This window comes from Qipengyuania sphaerica (assembly GCF_019711595.1).
In the GTDB taxonomy this organism is placed as follows: Bacteria; Pseudomonadota; Alphaproteobacteria; order Sphingomonadales; family Sphingomonadaceae; genus Qipengyuania; species Qipengyuania sphaerica.
In genome coordinates, this window is the sequence record NZ_JAIGNR010000003.1 from 43,689 (window position 1) to 60,901 (window position 17,213).

Genomic DNA, 17,213 nt, shown 5'->3' on the forward strand with positions numbered 1-17,213 from the left:
GAGTCCTTAGCCCAGCGCCGCTTTCAGATCATCAACAAGATCGGTGCGCTCCCAGGGGAAATAATCACCGTCCGCCTGCCGGCCGAAGTGGCCATAGGCAGCGCTGGGCCGGTAGATTGGCTTGTTGAGGCCGAGATGGGTGCGGATGCCGCGCGGGGTCAGGCCGCCGAGCTTTTCGATCGTGCGGATGGCGTCTTCCAGTCCCTCGTCGGTCACGCCGTCGGCGCAGGTGCCGTGCGTATCGACATACAAAGACAAGGGCTTCGACACGCCGATGGCATAGGATAGCTGGATCGTGCAGCGCGACGCGAGGCCCGCCGCCACGATGTTCTTTGCAAGGTAGCGGGTGATATAGGCTGCCGAACGGTCGACCTTGGTCGGATCCTTGCCGCTGAAGGCGCCGCCGCCATGCGGTGCTGCGCCGCCATAGGTGTCGACGATGATCTTGCGGCCGGTAAGGCCGGCATCGCCGTCGGGACCGCCAATCTCGAAGGCCCCTGTGGGATTGATGTGCCACTCGGTTTCTTCGGTGATCCAGCCATCGGGGAGGATGTCGGTGACGACGCCCTTCACATAAGCCTTCAGCTCGGCTTCCTTCTCACCCTCGTGATAGCCCTTGCCGTGCTGGGTCGAGACGACGATCGCGGTGCAGGCGACCGGCTTGCCGTTTTCGTACCGCAGCGAGAGCTGGCTCTTGGCGTCGGGCTCGAGGAAAGGCGCGGCCCCGCTCTTCCGGTCGGCAGCCAGCCGTTCGAGGATCTTGTGCGAATAGTCGAGCGTCGCCGGCATCAGGTCGGGCGTCTCGTCGCAGGCGAAGCCGAACATGATGCCCTGGTCCCCCGCGCCCTCGTCCTTGTTGCCGCTCGCATCGACGCCTTGCGCGATTTCCGAGGACTGTCCGTGGAGGTGGTTTTCGAATTCGAGCGTCTGCCAGTGGAATCCGTCCTGCTCGTAACCGATTTCGCGCACCGTGCGGCGCACCGCCTGCTCGATCTCGTCCTTCGCGCCCGGTGCCCATCCGCCGTTATCGGCCCAGTCGGGATTGTTGCGGTCGTACATCGGCGCGCAGCGGATCTCGCCCGAGAGGATGACGCGCTGGGTAGTCGTCATGGTCTCGCAGGCCACCCGCGATTCCGCGTCTTTCGACAGCATCAGGTCGACGATGGCATCGCTGATCTGGTCGGAAACCTTGTCGGGGTGCCCTTCCGACACGCTTTCGGAAGTGAACAGGTAGTTGCTGCGCATGAATGACCCCGAAGACTTGGATAAGGATATAAAGAAGGCTTTATGTTTCCGCCTGTGGGTAACGAAGGCGCAGGCGCATTACAACAACAGAGGCGAGCAAAAACGCTATCCCCCACACAAGCGTAAGCCAGTGTCCGAATTTCGAGAAAAGCGTGGGCGCGCCTGCAGGCGGAACCAGCGTATCGATCCGGTCGGCACGGTTGCGGCCGATATACTCGCGAACTACGCCGCGGGCATCGATGATCGCGCTGATACCGGTGGTCGTTGAGCGGAGGACCGGCAAGCCCTCCTCGATTGCCCGCATGCGCGCCTGTGCGAGGTGCTGGGGCGGGCCCCATGCACCGAACCAGCCGTCGTTAGAGGGGTTGAAGATATAATCGGGCCGGTTGCCCCGCTCGGCAACCTCGCCCGAAAAGATGATTTCGTAACAGATCTGCATGCCCGACTTGCCGTAAGGGCCCAGATCGATGGTCTGCGGCCCCGGTCCCGGATTGAAGTCGATCGATCCTGCCACGAGGCGTGACATGCCCAGCGGTTCTAGCAAAGTGCGCAGCGGCAGATATTCCCCGTAGGGCACGAGATGCGCCTTGGAATAGCGCTGCCCCAGATTGCCTTCGGCATCGATCGGAGTGATCGCGTTGTAAGCGCCCACCGCCTTCTCGCGCCCGCCGACCTCGCCGATTTCGAGATCGACCGCGCCGGTCAGGAGCAGGCTGCCCTCGCCGATGGTCTGGCCGATGCGATAGCGGGCGAAGGCCGGATCGGCGCCCGCCGTCATCTGGATATAATAGCGCAGCGGATAGCCGTCGCGAAGGTAGTCGGGAACGCCGCTTTCCGGCCAGAGGACGAGGCGGCGACTGACCTCGCGCTGCGGCTTGCTGAGTGCGGCGATACGCTGGAACTGCTCTTCGAATTTGGTCGGATCGTCGAGCTCTTCCTGCCTCAGATTGGGCTGGACGAGCGTTACGGGAAGGTATCCTTCCTCGGCTTCGCCCGCCGGCAGGAGCATGCCCGTAGCGATCACAGCGGCAAAGACAGCAGCCGGCACCCAGCGTTTGCTCGCGATGAACCACGCCATGAATCCGGCAGCACCAACTGCCAGTCCGGACAGTGCATATGTGCCGAGCCAGGGCAGCACAGCAGCTGCACCGGGCCGTTCCCAATCGCCCAGCAGCATCATCGAGAACGGGCCCCAGATATAGCCGGTAAAAACCCAGCTGCGCAGCCATTCCGCGGCGATCCACAAGGCCCCGAAGGCCAGGATGAAGGCTGGCATGCCGCCACGGCGCGCAAGCATCCACGCCCCCAGACCTGCCAGCGCAGGCCATAATGCCAGATAAAGGGAGAGCAGCGGGACCGCGACCCAGCCGAGCGCCGCGGGCATCTCGGCCTGATAGGTGAAGGCCGTCGCGATCCAGTTGTTGGTCAGCGTGAAATGCGCAACGCCGAATAGCCAACCGGTAAGGAATACGCTGCGCCTGCCTTCCTGCCGGAACAGCAGCCACACGAGTGCGGCCATGGCGGCAAGGCCGACCGGCCACAAGTGGAGCGGCTGGAAGCCGGTTGCCGACAGCAGGCCGAGCAGCAGCGCGGACCACTGCGGGTGGCGCTGCATGAAGTCAGGGATACGATCCATCGCGACCCCTGTTACGGTTAGTCGCGATGGTGGCAAGCGAAAGAAGGCGTGCGCGCGATCAGCCGACCGCGCTCACATCCTCGTCTTCGCTCGGCTTGCGTGAGCGGCGCCGGGGCGCGGGCTTTTCGTCGCCGCCGATCGCGGGCGGAAGTACCGCCATGTCGATCTCGCCTTCGTTACCCGGAGAGCCTTCTTCGCCCTTCTTGGCCTTGCGCGGGGCGCGGCGCTTCTTGGGCGCCTCGTCCTCGTCGTCATTGCGGACGAAGGGATTGTCGTCGCTTTCGAAAGCCTCGTCCTCGTCGTCATTCGCCTTGCGGCGCGGCTTGCGCTGACGGTTGCTGTCCTGCTGGCCATCCTGATCGTCGCGGCGACCGCGCGAACGGCGATTGTTGCGACGATCGTCGCCGTCGTCATCCGAATCGTCGTCGTCGGAAGAGTTGCGATCGTCCTGGCGCTTGGATTTGGCCTCTTCCTGGCGCGCCTTGTTGTCGGCGATCACGCGGAAATAGTGGTCGGCAAACTGGAGATAGTACTCGGCCTGCACGCGGTCGCCATTGTGCTGGGCGTCCTGGGCAAGCTTCTTGTACTTGTCGAGCAGCTGCGGCGCATTGCCGCGAGCCCGGCTGTCGATCCGGTTGGCCGAGTTGCCGCCGCCCTGATTACGGTTGTTGTTACGACCGCGGCGACGGTTGTTGTTACGATTGTTGTTCAAGGAAATTCCGTCCTTTTATGGCGCGGCACGAACCCGTTGGTCCGCCTGCTGGCCGCGTAATCCATCGAGCATGCTGCACCCTCTCGCAGCATGTGCGCTCCTGTCTGTGCATGGTATGCTAGGCCAAGGCCTGCACCGTAACTGCCATGTCGGAGCTTCGAACCGGCGGGTCGGAATAGTCCGCGCACCGCTGGCCTGTGGCCAGAGGTAAAGCCTCGAATCGGCTTTGCCAACCCCTTTATGTCAAAATGAGCACCCGCGGCCGATTTGCAAGGTCGCGGCGAAGGGCGACATCGAAACCGCATCCTTGCGCAATTTCTGTGACGGCGGACGATTGTTCGTGTCCGATTTCGAGAATAGCGATGCCTTCCTCTCTCAGGAGATTACGCAATTGGGGAATGATGATGCGGTAATCATCGAGACCTTCGGGTCCGGCAAATAAGGCGGAGTGCGGTTCATAATCGGCCACATCACTATCGAGATTAGCGGAGCTTTCGACATAAGGCGGGTTGCATAGGACGAGATCGAAAAGGCCCAAATCTCGCTCCCAGCCCGCTTGCGACCAGTCGCGATAGAGGAATTTCGCCTGCTTCCTTCCTAGCCCGAGCAGCTGCGCATTGTTCTCGGCCACATGAAGTGCTGCTTGTGACGAATCGATCGCGACACCTGACGCACCTTCGATTTCGAGCAGCGCGGTTATCAGCAGTGCGCCCGATCCCGTTCCAAGATCGAGTATGCGACCGGCATTGGGTACCAGTTCGAGCGCGGCATAAATAAGGGTCTCGCTGTCCGACCGCGGGATCAGGACATCGGGCGTGACCCTGAAGGAGCGGCCATAGAACTCCGCGTGTCCCAGTATGTAGGAGAGTGGCTCCCGCGCGAGACGTCGCTCAACAAGGAGTTCGAACTCTGTTTGCGGAGGAGCAATGCCATCGATATCGAGCCGCCAGAGATCGGCCCGCCCCAGTCGTGCGGCCTTTGCCATCAGGTATTCGGCATCGAGCATCGGCGTGTCGCTGACCTCTGCCAGCCGCTCGCCGGCTGAACGGATCGCGTCGAAAACTTTCACCCTCGCAGATCTCAATCTGCCATCGCCGCGAGACGTTTCGCCTCGTCTTCGGCGATCAGCGCGTCGATCAGTTCGCCCAGCCCTGGCCCGGCGATGATCTGCGGCAATTTCTGCAGCGTCAGCCCGATGCGGTGATCGGTCACGCGGCCCTGCGGGTAATTGTAGGTGCGGATGCGTTCGGAGCGGTCGCCGCTGCCGACCATGGCCTTGCGCGCCTCCGCCTCTGCACCCTGCGTCGCCTCGCGCTGCGCATCGTAGAGGCGGGTGCGCAGGACCTGCATCGCCTTTTCCTTGTTCTTGTGCTGGCTGCGCGCGTCCTGGCAGGTGACGACCGTGCCGGTGGGCAGGTGCGTGATGCGGATCGCGCTGTCGGTCGTGTTGACGTGCTGGCCGCCCGCACCGCTGGCGCGATAGGTGTCGATCTTGAGGTCGTTCGCGTCGATCTGCACGTCGACCTCGTCGGGTTCCGGCAGCACTGCCACGGTCGCCGCCGAAGTATGGATGCGTCCGCCGCTTTCGGTTTCGGGCACGCGCTGGACGCGGTGGACGCCGCTTTCGAACTTCAGCTTGGCGAAGACATTGCTTCCGGTCAGGCTGGCGACGATTTCCTTGAAGCCTCCGACCTCGCTCGCATTCATGCTGACCGGCTCGACCTTCCAGCCCTGCTCGGCGGCGAAGCGTTCGTACATGCGGTAGAGATCGCCTGCGAACAGCGCCGCCTCGTCGCCGCCCGTGCCCGCGCGGATTTCGAGCATGGCGGGCTTGTTGTCGGCACTGTCGCGCGGGAGCATGGCGATGGCGAGCTGGCGTTCAGCCTCCGGAAGGCGTTTCCGGAGGGCCGCAAGCTCTTCCTCTGCCATCGCCTTCATTTCCGGATCGGCGAGCATTTCCTCAAGGCTCGCGATTTCCTCGCGCGCCGCTTTCACCTCGGCGGCCACCTTGGCGACGGGCTCGAGCTCGGCATAGTCGCGGCTCGCCTGGACGAATTCGTCGCCTTCGAGCGTACCCGAAGCCATCCGCGCCTCGAGCTCGGCGAAGCGATGGGCGATCTGGTCGAGGCGTTCGGCGGGGACTTGCATGGAAGGTGAGGCTCGGTGAGTGAAGTTGACGGAGTTGACAGTGTGCCGGGCGGGGTTTTGTCGCGTTAGAAGCTGTTATTGCTTCAGAAATCGGCAAAGAGCGAAGTTGACACTATGCAAAAAAGAGTTGGCGTTTTGAGAAGGGGGATTTCCAGAACGATAGGCGAGAAACCGCCAAGTAGGAAAGCCTCACCTTGCCGTCATCCCGGCCTCCGAGCCGGGATCTCACTTGCTTTGGGTGCTCCAGAAGACAAGCGGGACTCCGGATCAAGTCCGGGGTGACGAATACCTTAACGATTGAATATCCGAAATTCCCGTGTCGCTTTGTTCTCAACGACATGAAACCTTGCTTCGAGTGCTTCGCGAAGTCGACCTCTCACTTTTGGCGCGCTGTCAATGTTCAGGTCACGAATGCGAATTGTGAGGAACTCGTCGGCTATTTTTCCTACAGCAATCGCGCGATATGATCCCGCTTTCTTGGCTTTATCGTAATCTTTTCGAGATGGTTTTCGAAAAGCCATGTCGCAGCTAATGCCGCTTTCCCTCAGGACTCGAATAAGCTGAACGCACGGCAATTTGTCACTCTCCTCGTCAGGGAGAAAAACAAGCTCAGTCTGCTCAATCGCAGGCTCCACCAGCATCGCCAGCCGTTCGATCCCCGCAGCCCAGCCCACCGCTGGCGTTGGCGCGCCGCCGAGGCCTTCCATCAGCCCGTCGTAACGCCCCCCGCCGAGGATCGTGCTCTGGCTGCCGAGCTTGCCCGCCGCCTCGCTGCCCTCGTCGGGAATGAATTCGAAGGCGGTGTGGCGATAATAGTCGAGGCCGCGCACCAGGCTTTCCGCTCTCGTCCACTTCACGCCAGCTGCATCGAGACCGCTGGTCACGGCGTCGAAAAACCCCCGCGCCTCGTCGGTCAGGAAATCGTCGATCTTGGGTGCATCGGCAACGAACGCCATGTCGCGGCGGTCCTTGCTGTCGAGGATGCGCAGCGGGTTCTTCTCCAGCCGCTCCTGCGAATCCTCACTGAGCTCGTCCTTCACCGCGCGGAAGTGTTCGACCAGCGCGGCGCGCCATGCCTCGCGGCTGTCGCCATCGCCCAGCGTGTTGAGGTGCAGCGTCACACCATCGATGCCGAGTTCGCGGATGATCTGGTCGGCCATCGCCAGCAGTTCGACATCGGCCTGCGGTTCGGCAGCGCCGATAATCTCGGCATCGATCTGGTGGAACTGGCGATAGCGGCCCTTCTGCGGGCGCTCGTAACGGAACAGCGGGCCGTGCGTTGCGAGCTTTACCGGCGCATGCTGCTGCCAGCCGTTCGAGAGATAGGCGCGCGCGATGCCGGCGGTGAATTCGGGGCGCAGCGTCAGCGATTCGCCGCCGCGATCCTCGAAGGAATACATCTCCTTCGACACGATATCGGTCGTCTCGCCGATCGAGCGGGCGAAGACCTCGGTCTTTTCGAACACCGGCATTTCCACCCGGCGGAAGCGGTAGAGCTTGCGCACACGCTCGAAGGTTTCGACCACGAAGGCGAAAGCCTCGGCGTCGGGTCCGAATATATCCTGGGTGCCGCGGATGGCTTGGGGCGTTTTCGACATGGCGTGCGCGATTAGGACTATAGTCCCCCTTCCGCAATCCTTCGCGAGGCGCTAGGGCGCGCCGCGAAGTCTTTCTGGGGAGAGGGGCACACAACACGAACCGTCAATCTAGAGAGCATCAATGCGCATCGACATGATCCCCGTGGGCGACAATCCGCCCGAAAGTCTCAACGTCATCATCGAAGTCCCCACCGGCGGCGAACCGGTGAAGTACGAATTCGACAAGGAAAGCGGTGCGCTGTTCGTCGACCGCATCCTCCACACGCCGATGCGCTATCCGGCGAACTATGGCTTCGTGCCGCACACGCTCAGCGACGACGGCGACCCGCTCGATGCGCTGGTCATCTCGCGCTCGCCCTTCATTCCGGGCTGCGTGGTGCGTGCGCGCCCGATCGGCGTTCTCAACCTCGAAGACGAGCATGGCGGCGACGAGAAGCTGATCTGCGTGCCCGTGGACACGACCTTCCCCTATTATTCCGACGTCGGCCAGACGAAGGACCTGCCCTCGATCATCTTCCAGCAGATCGAGCACTTCTTCACCCACTACAAGGATCTCGAAGCCGAAAAGTGGGTGCGCATCGGCAATTGGGGCGATGCCGACGATGCGAAGCGCATCGTCCTCGAATGCATCGAGCGCTACGAGAACGCCAAGAAGTAGAAGTTATTCGACCGGGCGGGAGTGGTCGAGCAGGTCCTTTTCCTGCTCGCCGCCCGCCTTGGCGCGCTCTTCATCCACCATGTCGGCGATTTCGTTGGCGGGGCGAATGTCTTCCGGAGCATCGCTGGCCGCGACCCGCTGTACCTTCTTGGGCGCTTGCGCGCCCTTCTGCGCCTGTCCCTCGACGATATTCTCGAACGGCAAGGTCGCCGAGCGCGGGTCGAACCGGAGGCGGTAGATCGGCTCGGGCAAGCCGAAGCCTGCATCCTCCAGCGCTTCCTTGACCGCCGGGATCGCCTGGCTCTGCGCTTTCCACCAGTCGGTCTCGCGCTGGTCGATCCATCCCAGGAAGCGGATCACGACATTCGAATCCCCGACCTCGATGATTCGCGCTTCGGGCGGCGGGTCGTCGAGGATGAAATCGAGCCCGGCCAGCGTTTCGCGCCCGAGCTGGCGTGCGGCGCGGGCATCGTCGTCGGCATCCACGCCGAGATCGAACTGGAAGCGGCGTTGCGGGTTGCGGGTGAAATTGGTGATGACCGCACGAAACACCTGCCCGTTGGGAATGCGCAGATGGTTGCCTTCGAGCGTCATCAGGATGGTCGCGCGGCTGGTCAGGCGGATGACCCGGCCTTCAAGGTCATCGATCAGCACCCAGTCGTTGGCCCGGAAGGGCTGGCGCAGCGATAGCATGAGCGAAGCGAGGTAATTCTCGATCGTCTCGCGCAGCGCAAAGCCGAGCGCGAGGCCGATTACGCCGGCCCCGCCGAGGACCGCGCCGAGCAGCGCGCTCGCCCCGATGATATCGAGCGCCACCACCAGTCCGCCGACAACGAAGATGAAACGGATCGCGCTGGCGATGAGGTCGGCAAGGAAGCTGTTGGGCGCAAGCCGGTGCCACAGCGCGCCCAGTCCCGCGATAAGATAGCCGACCAGCGCGATCCCCGCCCAGACCAAGAGGGCAAGGCCGATCAGCGGCAGCATGTCGAGCAGGCCGTTCCACTTGTCTGCCAGGCTGGCGATGCCCGAACCTTGCGCGGAAAGCGACACGTCACGCTCCAGTCCGTTTTCGATCGTCACCACTCCGGTGACCCGGCTCGCGATCGCTTCGGCGCGTCCGATGGCTTCCTGGTCGGGGACCGTGCCGGACAGGGTGACGACACCCTGGCTTACCGCGACATCGACCGCCTCGAACGCGGGGAGCTCGGAAAAAATTCCCGTAATGCGCTCCGCAATCCGCTCGTCCGCACCCTCGTCGACCGTATCCTCGATGGCCTGCGCCGGCGCGGCGGGTTCGGCCGCGGGCTCGGCCTCCGGCGCACTCGGCAGCATGGCAGCGGCCGGTGCGGCCAGCATCAGTGCGAGCGCGGCGAAGGCCTTCTTCATTCGCCCGCCACCGTCATCCCGTCGATCCTGAGCGTGGGCACGTTGATAGAGCGGTACATCTCGAGGTCGTCAGCCGGGGTCAGCGCGCGGAACATGTCCTTGAGATTACCCGCTATCGTGATCTCCGCAACCGGCTCGGCGATTTCGCCGCCGCGGATGCGGAAGCCTGTCGCCCCGCGGCTGTAATCGCCGGTCACCGTATTGACGCCCTGACCGAAGAGCGAGGTGACGTAGAGACCGTCCTCGATATCGGCCATCAGCGTTTCGGGGCTGACGCTGCCCCTTTCCATGTGGACGTTGCTGGCGCTGACACCGGGCGAGCCTCCGCCGCTGCGGGAGGCATGGCCGGTCAGGGCCAATCCCAGCTGGTCTGCAGAAGAGACATTGGTGAGCCAACCGAAAATGCGGCCGTTTTCGACCAGCGCGCGGCTGGTGCACGCAACCCCTTCGCCATCGAAGGGGCGTGAGCGCGGTCCGCGCTGCCTCAGCGGGTCTTCGACGATGCGGATGGCGGGGTCGAAGAGCTCGTCCTTCTCGAGCCCGAGAAGGAAGCTGGCCTTGCGCGCCGCAGCGGGCCCCGACATCGCACCGAGCAAATGGCCCACCAGCCCGCCCCCGATGCGCGGCTCGAACACGACGGGGAGCTTGCTGCTGGGGATGGAAACCGGGTTCAATCGCGCGACTGCCCGGCGACCTGCCTCGCTTCCGACCTCTTCGGGAGATGGCAGGTCGCTGCGAAACCGCGCATTGCGCGAGGCGTAGTCGGTCTGCATCGCCCCGCCTTCGCCTGCAATCATGCTTGCCGAAAGCGAAAATCCGCTTCCCGCATAGCCGCGCGCAAAACCGTTCGAGGTCGCCAGCGCGACTACGGCGCGGCTCGCGCTCGCGCTGCCGCCATTGCTGTTGGTGACGCCTGCCACCGCGCGCGCCGCTTCTTCGGTGGCCAGCGCCGCCTCGCGCAGGGATTCAGGATCGGGCTGGTCGGGATCGTCGAGCTCAAGTTCGGGCAGCTCGCCGGCAAACAACGCCTCTTCCGGGGCCAGACCCGAGTGTTTGTCCTCGGGTGCATGACGGGCCATCTGCACTGCGCGTTCGGCCAGCGCCCTGAGGCCGTCTTCCGCGAAATCGCTGGTGTTGATCGAGGCCGACCGCTTGCCGACAAAGACGCGCAGGCCGATCTCCTCGCTCTCGGATCGCTCGACTTCCTCGAGCTTGCCCAGGCGCATGCTCACCGATTCAGAGGCATTGGCGCGCGCGACGGCATCGGCGGCATCCGCACCCATTCGCTGCGCGAGCGCGACGAGGTCCTGGCAGCGCGCCAGCGCGGTGTGCTTGTCGATCATATGGAAATCAAAACTCCGCTACCCTTGGAAGGGTCCGGCTAGGGAGCGGGAGCGCGCGGCGCAAGCCTCAGGCGGTTGCGGCGAAAATGGCCTTGAGCAGGCCGGTGATGAGAAACGGCAGTCCGATCGCCAGTACCCACAGCATCAGCTGGTCACGGCGGAACGCGGAACGCAGCGTTTCGTCGCAAGCTGCCTCTGCGCTCATGTCCTTCCACCGGTTTTCGAACCAGCGGCAGGCAGGGATGATGCCGGCAACGAGGATGATGAGAGCGAAATAGGGGAGGATGGAAGAGAAACCCTGCTTGAGGGCGTGGACCGTCACAAAAATCTGGAGGCCGGTATAGACGATCAGCGCGAGCGCGATGTTGTCGCTCATGGCCTTGGGCCAGTTGCGCACATGCGCAGGGCCCGCCGAAGCTTCGTGATCGTTTTCGATAGCCTTGCCCACGCGAGTCTCCCCAGACTTCCTCTCCGGATAACCATAGTTTCAAATTTGTTGCGCTCTGGCAAGCGATCCGACGCGGGAGCGCGATTTTCATGCAGTCCATGCAGGAATCCTGCCAATTCGTCGATTGACCCGGCCTCGGGGGTTTTCCTCGCGCATTCGCGTGCTATGGCCCCGCTCATGGCCGAAGATCTCCTGAGCGCAGACAACGAAGCCGTCCACGACGCCGCCCCGCCGATCCCGCAGGGAGGTCTCGAGGTGATCTCGATCGCCAAGAGCTACGACAAGCGCCAGGTGCTCACCGATATCTCGCTCACCGTGGGCAAGGGCGAGGTGCTCGGCCTGCTCGGCCCCAACGGCGCGGGCAAGACCACCTGCTTCTATTCGATCATGGGCCTCGTGCGTCCCGATGCCGGCCGCATCCTGATGGATGGCGAGGATGTGACGAAGCTGCCGATGTATCGCCGCGCGATCCTCGGCCTCGGCTATTTGCCGCAGGAAACCAGCATCTTCCGCGGCATGACCGTGGAGCAGAACATCAACTGCGTGCTCGAAATGGTCGAACCGGACAAGGATACGCGCCTTGCGGAACTCGACAGGCTGCTCGACGAGTTCGGCCTCACGCGGCTGCGCGAAAGTCCGGCGATGGCATTGTCGGGCGGTGAACGCAGGCGCGCCGAAATCGCCCGCGCGCTGGCGGCCAAGCCCTCGATCATGCTGCTCGACGAACCCTTCGCCGGGATCGACCCGCTCTCGATCAGCGACATCCGCGACCTGGTGAAAGACCTCAAGACCCGCGGGATCGGCGTGCTGATCACCGATCACAACGTGCGCGAGACGCTCGAAATCGTCGACCGAGCCTGCATCATCTATGGCGGACAGGTGCTGTTCGCCGGAACGCCCGAAGCGCTGGTGGCGGACGAAAACGTCAAACGCCTCTACCTCGGCGAAAACTTTACGCTGTGACTACGGCGCGCGCCCGGAGCTGAGGTCATGGCGCTTGGTCCGAGGCTAGACCTACGGCAAACCCAATCGCTGGTGATGACGCCGCAGCTCCAGCAGGCGATCAAGCTGCTGGCTCTGTCCAACCTCGAGATCGAGAGCTTCGTTGCCGAGGCGCTGGAGAGCAATCCGCTGCTCGAGATCGGCGAGGTGAGCCGCGAGAAGGGCGACGACACAGCCGAGCCAGCAGTTGGCGAACACGAAGCCACACCGGATTTCGACGGCGATGCGGCGCTCGATATTGCCGATTACGCGCGCGACACCGAAAGCGCTCCGGGCGATCGGGGCGACTGGGCTCAAGCCGGCGGGAGTGGCCCGGGAAGCGAGGGCCTGCCCGATCTCGAAAACCGCTCCACCGATGGCCCGAGCCTCGCCGAGCATCTCTCCGGCCAGATCGGGGCGCTGGCGCATGATCCGCGAGAGGCGCTGATTGCGGGAAGGATCGTCCACGAACTCGACGAAGCGGGTTACCTCCACACTGACCTGCGCGAGATTGCCGAGGAAATGGGCGCGCCGCTGGCCGAGGTCGAGCGCGCACTGGTACTCGTCCAGTCGCTCGAACCCACCGGTGTCGGGGCGCGCAACCTGTCCGAATGCCTTGTCCTGCAGGCGAAGGAAGCCGACCGCTACGATCCGTGCATGGCGCGACTGATCGACAATCTCGACCTCCTCGCTCGCGGAGAAATCTCGCGGCTGCGCAGGCTGTGCGATGTCGACGAGGAAGATTTCGCCGACATGCTGGCCGAACTGCGCAGCTACGATCCCAAGCCCGGGTGCCGCTACGGTGGGACCAGCGAGGCAGCCATCGTGCCGGATGTCCTCGTCACTCCAGGCAAGGACGGCGGCTGGCAAATCCGCATCAACGAGGCGAGCTTGCCGCGGCTGGTGGTGAACCGCGAATATTACGTCGAGCTTGAAGCCGGTGCGCGAGACAAGGCCAGCCGCGCATGGCTCAATGAGCAGCTCGGGGAAGCCGACTGGCTGATCCGCGCACTCGACCAGCGCCAGAAGACCATCCTGAAGACCGCGAGCGAGATCGTCACCTTGCAGGAAGGCTTCTTCCGCGAGGGCGTGTCGGCCATGCGCCCGCTCACCTTGCGCGAGGTGGCAGAGCGAATCGAGATGCACGAATCGACCGTCAGCCGCGTCACCAGCAACAAGTACCTCTCGTGCCCGCGCGGGACCTTCGAGATGAAGTATTTCTTTTCGAGCGGCGTCGCGGCCGCCGATGGTGAAGGCGCCAGCAGCGAGGCGATCAAGGCCCGCATCCGCGCGCTATGCGATGCGGAGGACCCGAAGAAAGTCTTGTCCGACCAGAAGCTTGCCGACCTCCTTAACGAGGAAGGCTTCGATCTCGCGCGCCGGACGGTGGCAAAATATCGCGAAGCGATCGGGATCGGCTCCTCGGCGGAAAGGCGGCGGCAGAAGAAGCTCAGAGGCCTCTGAGTCATTCCTGCCACAGGGAAAAAAGTTAACGCCTTTTACCTCACGTTAACCTTTTCCATTCACACCCCAAATGGTTAACAAGGGACAACGCTTCTTCTCAGGGGGAGAGGCATCGGAAACCAGGGCTAGGGGGACGACCCATGCGTGTACTGCTGATTGAAGACGAGCCGACAACCGCGAAAGCGATCGAGCTCATGCTGACCACCGAAGGCTTCAATGTCTACTCGACCGATCTCGGCGAGGAAGGCCTCGATCTGGGCAAGCTGTATGATTACGATATCATCCTGCTCGATCTCAACCTGCCGGACATGCACGGCTACGACGTGCTCAAGAAGCTCCGCGTCGCCAAGGTGCAGACGCCGGTCCTGATCCTTTCGGGCGTTGCCGAGATGGACAGCAAGATCCGCAGCTTCGGATTTGGTGCCGACGATTACGTAACCAAGCCGTTCCACCGCGAAGAACTGATCGCCCGCATCCACGCCGTGGTGCGCCGTTCGAAGGGCCACAGCCAGTCGATCATCCGCACTGGCAAGCTCGCCGTGAACCTCGATGCGAAGACCGTCGAAGTCGACGGCGCCCGGGTCCACCTCACGGGCAAGGAATATGCGATGCTGGAGCTGCTTTCGCTCCGCAAGGGCACCACGCTGACGAAGGAAATGTTCCTCAACCACCTTTACGGCGGCATGGACGAGCCCGAACTCAAGATCATCGACGTCTTCATCTGCAAGCTGCGCAAGAAACTCAGCCATGCATGCGGCGGCGAGAATTATATCGAAACCGTCTGGGGCCGTGGCTACGTGCTGCGCGATCCGGGCGAAGAGGCGGAAGCCGCGTAACGCAATCATCCTTGGATGGGACAGCGAGACGCCCGGAAGCCACGGCCTCCGGGCGTTTTGCCATTCGTTTCAGGTTCATTTGGTCTGAAATAAGTATCCATACGTAGAATACTCATTCCCTCGGCCCGGCTAAGCATGCGATTGAGGGATGGACGAATAAAGTGAAGGGGTCGGCTATGAACACGCCGCGCATCGCAATCGTCGAGGACGACGATATCCTGAGCTTCCTTTTGGCGGAGGTCTGCAAGACTGCCGGCTGGGAAGTCGTGGGTTGCGTGCGTAATGCGCCCGATGCCCTGCGCCTGCTGGCCGATACGCATCCCGAAGCGGTCATCCTCGATTTCGCACTCGAAGGCGATCAGGACGGCATGGATATTCTCGACGCCGTCCGTAGCGAGATGCCGCAGATGAAGACCATCCTCTATACCGGCTGGGATTACGGCAAGCTGCGCCAGCGGATCGATTTCGTCGAACCCGACCACATGCTCCGCAAGCCGGTCATGCCGCACGAACTGAACGCGCTGCTCGCCAAGCTCAGGCGGCAGATCGAGGCCGTGGCCCTGCCCCACGCAGCCTGATCGCGCGCTTTCGAACGCACTGGACAATCTGCGCCCTTTTCGCCTAGCGGCGCGGCCATGTCAGCATTCAAGGAAGGCGATCCGACCACACTGAACCGGCTTTACGGCCGCAGCCAGGGCAAGCCCCTGCGTGCCGCCCAGCAGGAATTGGTCGACAAGCTGCTCCCGCAAATCTCGGTGCCTGCCGGAGGACCGGTCACGTCCGAAACGCTGTTCGGCTTCGACCGCCCGCTGCATTTCGAGATCGGTTTCGGCGCGGGCGAGCACATGGCCTATCGCGCCGACCTGCTGCCCGATCATGGCTTCATCGGCGCCGAACCTTTCCTCAATGGCGTAGCGCAGGCGCTCACCCATGTGCGCGATGGCAGCCTTGCCAATGTCCGCATCCACCACGGCGATGCGCTCGATGCTCTGGCGCGTGTGCCCGATGGCGCGCTCACCATGGTCTATCTCCTCCATCCCGATCCCTGGCCCAAGAACAAGCACGCCAAGCGCCGCATGATGAACGATGGCCCGGTCCGGATGATCGCGGACAAGCTGAAACCCGGCGGCGAGTTTCGCTTCGGCACCGACCATCCGGTCTACCTGCGCCACGCGCTAATGGTGATGCGCCGCTTTACGAATGAGTTCGAATGGGTCGTCGAGGATCGCCACAGCTGGGAGACCCGTCCCTCCGGATGGTGCGAGACGCGCTACGAACACAAGGCGCGCAACACTTATGGCCACGAGGTCTGGTACTTCCGATTCCGGCGGAAGTAGGAACGGCAAGGGAGCGCAGCGATTGGTCAGGTGAGACCAGATGGAGCTTCTCCTTGATCACCACTACCAACCCCGCGACCGGCGAAACGATCGCCGAATACGAAACGCTCGACGAAAACGGCATCGACCGGAAGCTCGAAGCGGCCGCCCGCACCTATCGCGATTGGCGCAGCACGTCGCTTGGCGAGCGCACGAAGCTGCTATCGGCGCTGGGCGATCTCTACGAAGCGAACAAGGACGACCTCGCCCGGCTGGCCGTCACCGAGATGGGCAAGCCGATCACACAGGCGCGCGCCGAGGTCGAGAAATGCGCCAGCCTGCTGCATTACTATGCCGAACACGGCCCGCCGATGCTCGAATCGAAGTTCTGGAACCTGTCCGATGGCGGCCGCGCCGAGGCACGCTGGCTGCCACAGGGGCCGGTGCTGGCAGTCATGCCGTGGAACTTCCCCTATTGGCAGGTCATCCGCTTCCTCGCGCCGACGATCCTCGCGGGCAATGTCGGGCTGCTCAAGCACGCCAGCATCGTACAGGGCGTCGCCGCGCGGATGGAAGAACTCGTGCTCGAAGCCGGTGGGCCCGAGGGCCTGTTCCAAAACCTTTGCGTCTCCTCCGACCCGATTGCCGATGTCATCGCCGATACGCGCGTGGTGGCTGCCACGCTGACCGGCAGCGAGGGCGCGGGTAGTGCCGTGGCAGCGCAGGCGGGCAAGCACCTGAAGAAAGTCGTGCTCGAACTCGGCGGCAGCGACCCTTTCATCGTGATGCCGTCCGCAGACATGAACCAGGCGGTGAAGGACGCGGTCACCGCGCGCATCCAGAACAATGGCCAGTCCTGCATCTGCGGCAAGCGCACCATCGTCCACGCGGATATCTACGACGATTTTGCCGACCGCTTCATCGCCGCCCTGAAGGACGTAAAGCTGGGCGACCCGATGGAGGACGACACCGAGCTCGGGCCCCTGTCGAGCGAGGGCCAGCGCGACACGGTGCTGGAACAGGTCGAAAAGGCGAAAGAGGAAGGCTGCACGCTTCTGTTCGGCGCGGAAAAGATCGACAAGCCCGGCGCGTGGATGACTGCCGGCCTGCTCACCGATGTCCCGCTCGCCAGCGAGACCGGGACCGACGAGATTTTCGGACCCGTCGGCCAGCTCTACGAGGCCAGGGACATCGAGGAGGCGACGACGATCGCCAACGCCATCCCCTACGGCCTCGGCTCGGCTGTCTGGACCAATGACGAAGGCGAGAAGGAGCATTTCGCCAATGCCATCGAAGCGGGCATGACCACTTTCAACGCAGTCAACGGCTCCAAGATCGAAGCGCCCTTCGGCGGTATCAAGCGATCGGGCCACGGGCGCGAACTGGCCGAGTTTGGCCTCCATGAATTCATGAACCTGAAAACGCTGGTCCACGCGGCCTAG

Annotated in this window: 16 protein-coding genes; 7 read left to right on the forward strand and 9 right to left on the reverse strand. The window is 63.2% G+C overall.

The annotated features are described in order from the left end of the window. Window positions 1-6: 6 nt before the first annotated feature. The 6 genes from metK to hisS all read right to left on the reverse strand — a co-directional run bounded on the left by metK (window position 7) and on the right by hisS (window position 7,339). A complete protein-coding gene (gene metK / locus K3178_RS09950; RefSeq protein WP_221571283.1) occupies window positions 7-1,245 on the reverse strand; it encodes a methionine adenosyltransferase in 1,239 nt (412 codons plus the stop codon). A gap of 40 nt (window positions 1,246-1,285) precedes the next feature. Continuing rightward, a complete protein-coding gene (lnt, locus tag K3178_RS09955) occupies window positions 1,286-2,881 on the reverse strand; it encodes an apolipoprotein N-acyltransferase (RefSeq protein WP_221571284.1) in 1,596 nt (531 codons plus the stop codon). A 58-nt stretch (window positions 2,882-2,939) separates the two neighbouring features. Next, complete coding sequence (locus K3178_RS09960; RefSeq protein WP_221571285.1) at window positions 2,940-3,593, reverse strand: DUF4167 domain-containing protein; 654 nt, start codon at window positions 3,591-3,593, stop codon at window positions 2,940-2,942. A 238-nt stretch (window positions 3,594-3,831) separates the two neighbouring features. Continuing rightward, window positions 3,832-4,662, reverse strand: a complete 831-nt coding sequence (gene prmC, locus K3178_RS09965; protein WP_221571286.1) for a peptide chain release factor N(5)-glutamine methyltransferase — start codon at window positions 4,660-4,662, stop codon at window positions 3,832-3,834. Window positions 4,663-4,673: 11 nt separating this feature from the next. Beyond that, a complete protein-coding gene (gene prfA, locus K3178_RS09970; protein WP_221571288.1) occupies window positions 4,674-5,741 on the reverse strand; it encodes a peptide chain release factor 1 in 1,068 nt (355 codons plus the stop codon). A 290-nt stretch (window positions 5,742-6,031) separates the two neighbouring features. Next, the gene (gene hisS / locus K3178_RS09975) at window positions 6,032-7,339 is read right to left on the reverse strand and encodes a histidine--tRNA ligase (protein WP_221571290.1); all 1,308 of its coding nucleotides are present in this window, start codon (window positions 7,337-7,339) and stop codon (window positions 6,032-6,034) included. Between the two features lie 121 nt (window positions 7,340-7,460). On the opposite strand from hisS, the gene ppa reads away from it, so the two are divergent. Then, window positions 7,461-7,997 (forward strand): inorganic diphosphatase, encoded by a 537-nt coding sequence (ppa, locus tag K3178_RS09980; protein ID WP_221571292.1) that lies wholly within the window; start codon window positions 7,461-7,463, stop codon window positions 7,995-7,997. Between the two features lie 3 nt (window positions 7,998-8,000). On the opposite strand, the gene K3178_RS09985 is transcribed toward ppa, so the two are convergent. From K3178_RS09985 to K3178_RS09995, 3 genes are all read right to left on the reverse strand, one after another. Beyond that, complete coding sequence (locus K3178_RS09985; protein WP_221571293.1) at window positions 8,001-9,383, reverse strand: mechanosensitive ion channel family protein; 1,383 nt, start codon at window positions 9,381-9,383, stop codon at window positions 8,001-8,003. Continuing rightward, window positions 9,380-10,726, reverse strand: a complete 1,347-nt coding sequence (locus tag K3178_RS09990) for a TldD/PmbA family protein (protein WP_221571294.1) — start codon at window positions 10,724-10,726, stop codon at window positions 9,380-9,382. Before K3178_RS09990 ends, K3178_RS09985 begins: the two co-directional genes overlap by 4 nt. 67 nt (window positions 10,727-10,793) lie before the next feature. Next, on the reverse strand, window positions 10,794-11,174 hold the full coding sequence (locus K3178_RS09995; RefSeq protein ID WP_345719888.1) for a hypothetical protein: 381 nt from the start codon (window positions 11,172-11,174) through the stop codon (window positions 10,794-10,796). Window positions 11,175-11,351: 177 nt separating this feature from the next. Here K3178_RS09995 and lptB point away from each other — a divergent pair, with 177 nt between their 5' ends. The 6 genes from lptB (at window position 11,352) to K3178_RS10025 (ending at window position 17,213) form a co-directional block, all read left to right on the forward strand. Then, on the forward strand, window positions 11,352-12,137 hold the full coding sequence (gene lptB, locus K3178_RS10000) for an LPS export ABC transporter ATP-binding protein (protein ID WP_221571295.1): 786 nt from the start codon (window positions 11,352-11,354) through the stop codon (window positions 12,135-12,137). 27 nt (window positions 12,138-12,164) lie between these two features. After that, window positions 12,165-13,619, forward strand: a complete 1,455-nt coding sequence (rpoN, locus tag K3178_RS10005) for an RNA polymerase factor sigma-54 (protein ID WP_221571296.1) — start codon at window positions 12,165-12,167, stop codon at window positions 13,617-13,619. A 140-nt stretch (window positions 13,620-13,759) separates the two neighbouring features. After that, window positions 13,760-14,455: a response regulator transcription factor CtrA gene (gene ctrA, locus K3178_RS10010; RefSeq protein WP_221546613.1), complete on the forward strand. Its 696-nt coding sequence runs from the start codon at window positions 13,760-13,762 to the stop codon at window positions 14,453-14,455. Between the two features lie 176 nt (window positions 14,456-14,631). Further along, complete coding sequence (locus K3178_RS10015) at window positions 14,632-15,033, forward strand: response regulator (RefSeq protein ID WP_221571297.1); 402 nt, start codon at window positions 14,632-14,634, stop codon at window positions 15,031-15,033. Between the two features lie 57 nt (window positions 15,034-15,090). Beyond that, window positions 15,091-15,792 carry a tRNA (guanine(46)-N(7))-methyltransferase TrmB gene (gene trmB / locus K3178_RS10020; protein WP_221571298.1) on the forward strand — a complete coding sequence of 234 codons (702 nt, stop codon included), beginning with the start codon at window positions 15,091-15,093 and terminating at the stop codon, window positions 15,790-15,792. Window positions 15,793-15,845: 53 nt separating this feature from the next. Beyond that, window positions 15,846-17,213, forward strand: coding sequence for an NAD-dependent succinate-semialdehyde dehydrogenase (locus K3178_RS10025; RefSeq protein WP_221571299.1), 1,368 nt, complete (start codon window positions 15,846-15,848; stop codon window positions 17,211-17,213).

Coding starts and splice junctions, on each gene's coding strand:
- prfA (WP_221571288.1), bottom strand. CDS start 5,741: ATGCAAGTCCCCGCCGAACGCCTCGACCAGATCGCCCATCGCTTCGCC.
- metK (WP_221571283.1), bottom strand. CDS start 1,245: ATGCGCAGCAACTACCTGTTCACTTCCGAAAGCGTGTCGGAAGGGCAC.
- hisS (WP_221571290.1), bottom strand. CDS start 7,339: ATGTCGAAAACGCCCCAAGCCATCCGCGGCACCCAGGATATATTCGGA.
- rpoN (WP_221571296.1), top strand. CDS start 12,165: ATGGCGCTTGGTCCGAGGCTAGACCTACGGCAAACCCAATCGCTGGTG.
- K3178_RS09990 (WP_221571294.1), bottom strand. CDS start 10,726: ATGATCGACAAGCACACCGCGCTGGCGCGCTGCCAGGACCTCGTCGCG.
- K3178_RS10015 (WP_221571297.1), top strand. CDS start 14,632: ATGAACACGCCGCGCATCGCAATCGTCGAGGACGACGATATCCTGAGC.
- ctrA (WP_221546613.1), top strand. CDS start 13,760: ATGCGTGTACTGCTGATTGAAGACGAGCCGACAACCGCGAAAGCGATC.
- K3178_RS09985 (WP_221571293.1), bottom strand. CDS start 9,383: ATGAAGAAGGCCTTCGCCGCGCTCGCACTGATGCTGGCCGCACCGGCC.
- ppa (WP_221571292.1), top strand. CDS start 7,461: ATGCGCATCGACATGATCCCCGTGGGCGACAATCCGCCCGAAAGTCTC.
- lnt (WP_221571284.1), bottom strand. CDS start 2,881: ATGGATCGTATCCCTGACTTCATGCAGCGCCACCCGCAGTGGTCCGCG.
- trmB (WP_221571298.1), top strand. CDS start 15,091: ATGTCAGCATTCAAGGAAGGCGATCCGACCACACTGAACCGGCTTTAC.
- lptB (WP_221571295.1), top strand. CDS start 11,352: ATGGCCGAAGATCTCCTGAGCGCAGACAACGAAGCCGTCCACGACGCC.